The organism is Marinobacter sp. X15-166B, assembly GCF_001752365.1.
Taxonomy (GTDB): domain Bacteria; phylum Pseudomonadota; class Gammaproteobacteria; order Pseudomonadales; family Oleiphilaceae; genus Marinobacter.
Window position 1 is genome coordinate 1860760 of sequence record NZ_MEIY01000001.1, and the last position, 3585, is coordinate 1864344.

The 3585-nt window shown below is 59.6% G+C and carries 4 protein-coding genes and 4 tRNA genes; all 8 read left to right on the forward strand.

Annotation, left to right across the window (positions count from 1 at the left end; all coding sequences use genetic code 11):
• The first annotated feature begins 721 nt into the window (after positions 1 to 721).
• A complete protein-coding gene (locus tag BG841_RS08725) occupies positions 722 to 1687 on the forward strand; it encodes a biotin--[acetyl-CoA-carboxylase] ligase (RefSeq protein WP_070057304.1) in 966 nt (321 codons plus the stop codon).
• Complete coding sequence (locus BG841_RS08730; protein ID WP_070057305.1) at positions 1684 to 2418, forward strand: type III pantothenate kinase; 735 nt, start codon at positions 1684 to 1686, stop codon at positions 2416 to 2418. Before BG841_RS08725 ends, BG841_RS08730 begins: the two co-directional genes overlap by 4 nt.
• The gene (locus tag BG841_RS08735; RefSeq protein WP_083260224.1) at positions 2415 to 3062 is read left to right on the forward strand and encodes an SPOR domain-containing protein; all 648 of its coding nucleotides are present in this window, start codon (positions 2415 to 2417) and stop codon (positions 3060 to 3062) included. The genes BG841_RS08730 and BG841_RS08735 overlap by 4 nt, the downstream gene beginning before the upstream one ends.
• Before the next feature lie 40 nt (positions 3063 to 3102).
• Positions 3103 to 3178: transfer RNA gene (locus BG841_RS08740), tRNA-Thr, on the forward strand.
• 6 nt (positions 3179 to 3184) lie between these two features.
• A tRNA-Tyr gene (locus BG841_RS08745) sits at positions 3185 to 3268 on the forward strand.
• A gap of 9 nt (positions 3269 to 3277) precedes the next feature.
• Positions 3278 to 3352, forward strand: a tRNA-Gly gene (locus tag BG841_RS08750).
• 13 nt (positions 3353 to 3365) lie between these two features.
• A tRNA-Thr gene (locus BG841_RS08755) sits at positions 3366 to 3441 on the forward strand.
• A 50-nt stretch (positions 3442 to 3491) separates the two neighbouring features.
• Positions 3492 to 3585 (forward strand): GTP-binding protein (locus tag BG841_RS17370; RefSeq protein WP_198929222.1); only part of this gene is annotated, 94 nt, incomplete at its 3' end.

A 3585-nucleotide genomic window follows, 5' to 3' on the forward strand; every position in this document is an offset into this window, starting at 1 on the left:
TCTGCTGCCGGGGCATTTTTATTTACAGATACGATGCCTGCTGTGTACTACCATGGCCCCATGTGACCCGCGTGCCAAAGGCACGCGCAGGACGCGGGAGCGCAGCGACGGCGGGCCCGAAGGGCCGAAGGCCGCCAGGCCTGAGCAAGGCAGGTCATCGTCAGACTCTTAAATATAAAATGCCCCGGCAGCCTAGCTGCCGGGGCATTTTTTTTGCCAATACGATCACCTGCTGCCACTAACACGGCTCCCAGGTGACCCGCGTGCTGTAAGTACGCACAGTACGCACAGGACGCAAGGGCACCGCGTCGGCGGGTACCTTAACGGGCATAAACCCAAAGGGCCGCAGGCCTGGGCAAGGCAGGTCATCGTCAGACGCTTACTACCAAAAGCCCCAATCGCTCATGCGGTTGGGGCTTTTTTGTGGTTACAGTGCAGCCCTGTGAAGTGGGACCGGGTCTGCCGGGTGTAAATCAGGGTGCAGAAGGCTCAGAGGCCCTTATGGGCCATGGGGCAGAGGGTAGGGCAGGGTTCGGGGCCGGGGCTGCCCAAGTGTCCACACCGCCCGCACTGGGCGCAGCCGGCGGCAGTGGGTGGCCGGCGCTCTGGATGATTGCTCCCGCGAAGGGTTGTGGGAGATTGCGTCAGCAGTTTTGTTTTTTGGACTCGCCTGTTGTTTAATCTCGCTCACTTTCTGGTGTTATCGTACGGGCGAAGGGTTATGAAAACAAAAGTGCTGTTGGGCCTGCTGGCAGATCAGAGAATACATTCGGGTCAGTCGCTGGCCGAGGTGCTTGGGGTCAGCCGAACCGCTGTGTGGAAGCAGGTACAAAGGGCGGTCGACCGGGGTTTTCCAATCGAAACGCTACGCGGCCAGGGGTACCGGCTGACCAGGGCGGTGGATCTGTTGGATCACGAGACGATTGTCAGTGCCTTGCCGGAAACCGATCGTTCCCGCGTCTCGCTACGGGTTTTTGACAGCGTTAACTCCACTAATGCGGAGATTGCCGAGGCGCGGCGCGCGGGTGACACGGGTATTCTGGTGTGCGTGGCTGATATGCAGAGCGCCGGTCGGGGGCGACGCGGTCGGGATTGGCTGAGCCCGCGGGGCGAAAATGTCTACGCCAGTTTCGGGTTGACCTTGCACGGCGGCTTCGCTTCGCTGGATGGGTTGAGTCTGGTGCTGGGTATTGCGGTTGCCGAGGCTCTGGAGAGTCTCGGTGCGGACAGCGTACAGTTAAAGTGGCCCAATGATGTGCTGGTTGCCGGTGCAAAGATCGGGGGGATTCTGATTGAACTCCAGGGGGAGCTTGAAGAGGGGCGGGTCAATCTGATCGCGGGAATCGGGCTCAACGTCCACATGCAGGACGCCCCGGGTATCGAGCAGGCGTGGACGAGTCTGGCGCGGGCGTTTCCGGCGGTTACCTGGCAGCGTAACCAGATCATTGCTGCCCTGATCAGTGCGGTGGTATCGGCGACTGAGCGATTCGACGCACAGGGGTTCGAAGTGTTCCGTGAGCGTTGGGTTCAGCGGGATTTTCTGGTTGGCAAGGCGTTGAATGCTTTGGGCGGTGAGTTGTCGGGCGTGGGGGTCGGTGTGGATGGGCAAGGTAATTATCTGATTGACAGCAACAGCGGTCGGCAAGCCGTTCGGGCAGGAGAAATCAGTTTGCGGGTTGAATCGTGAAGCTCTTCATCGATATGGGGAATACGTTCCTCAAGTGGCAGCTGAGGCGTGATAGTCTGGTGGTCGGTTCAGGTCGTGGCGAGTTCCATGCCGCAAGGCTCTTCGATGCCGCCAAGCGGCATGGCGCCGAATTGAAAGGCGTGGAAGTGTCTTCAGTGGCAGCCGAGGAGCGCCAGCAGGACTTGGTAGCGATACTCCGAGAATGGACTCCGGCGCCGGTTCGCTTTCACTGGACGGAGGCAGAGCGCAACGGCCTGGTGTGTGCTTACCAGGCACCCGAGACCATGGGTGTAGACCGTTGGCACGCTCTGTACGGCTGCTGGGCAGTCGGCGCGGCTCCGTTCATGGTTGTGGATGCGGGCAGCGCGGTGACTGTCGACGTGGTCGGCGCAGAAGGCCGCCATCTCGGGGGGTATATATTGCCAGGTCGTGGGATGATGCTGCGCAGTCTCCGTCGGGATGTGGCGCGGGTCGGGTTCGGTGAGCATGCGCTGCACGATGTGGGGCTGGGAAAGTCGACCTCAGAGTGTGTGTATCACGGTTTTGCATGGATGTGGCAGGGAATGGTGGAGCAGGTGAAAGCGGTTGCCGCACGCGAGGGTATTGCCCGTGTTTATATTACCGGAGGGGATGCCAGTCAGTTGATTGCGCTCGGGCTGGAGGGGTGGCATGAACCTGATCTGGTGATCAACGGGTTGGCCGCTGTCGTTGCAGAGCTGGACCAGGGATGAAGTGGGTCGCATTGATTCTGTTGTGCGTCAATGTCGCGCTGTGGCTCGGAATCGGGCTGCCTCCGGCGGCAATGGAGCGGCAGGGGGTGGATGGGCGGCTGCCGAGGGTGGCGCAGTTGCAGCCGGCGCCGCCTCAGCACCAATCCCGGGATTCTGCCCCGGTGCAGGAGTACTGCTTTACCGTAGGCTGGTTTGACGACGCTGAGCAGGCGGGCGCGGCGGCGAAATCTATCCCGGTGGCGCAAGACGCTGCGGTGGTGGCGCGGGAGCGCGCCCTGGCGCCCTGGTATTGGGTGTTGCTGCCCCCCGCCAATACCAAGGCGGACGCGTTGGCGCGGGTCCGGGAGTTCCAGCGGCAGGGGGTTGACTCTTATATGGTCACCAGTGGCCCCCACGAAAACGCCATCTCTCTTGGGTTGTTTGAGTCCAGAGCGGCGGCCGAGAGCGTTATTGTGCAGAAAAGTAAAAAGAATTTGCACCCAACACTGGTTTTGTACCCCCGAAATCGGCTAAGCTACGCCCTCGATTTTAAAGCAGCCTATGCTCCTGATTCTGAGGAGCTGGGTGAGGTCGGCAGGGATTTAAGCCAGCAATTTGAAATGTTGGCAATCAAACGTTGCGAAGGTGTTGCAACCGCTGAATAAATTCCGTAGTATACCGGCCTCGCTTGATAGGCGAGCGTGAGCTGGCGTAGCTCAGTTGGTAGAGCAGCTGACTTGTAATCAGCAGGTCGGGGGTTCGATTCCGTCCGCCAGCTCCAATTTTGGGAGGGGTTCCCGAGTGGCTAAAGGGATCAGACTGTAACTCTGACGCGAAAGCTTCGCAGGTTCGAATCCTGCCCCCTCCACCACTTATCGCTGCGGGCATCGTATAGTGGCTATTACCTCAGCCTTCCAAGCTGATGACGCGGGTTCGATTCCCGCTGCCCGCTCCAGTTTGCAATAAGCGCTCATGTAGCTCAGTCGGTAGAGCACATCCTTGGTAAGGATGAGGTCACCGGTTCAATTCCGGTCATGAGCTCCACTATTTGGTCCGGTCAACGTTGGTTCTGGTTGATTAGGGAGATTGGTCGAATGTCTAAGTCTAAGTTTGAACGTAGCAAGCCGCACTTGAACGTGGGCACCATCGGTCACGTTGACCATGGTAAGACAACCCTGACCGCTGCGC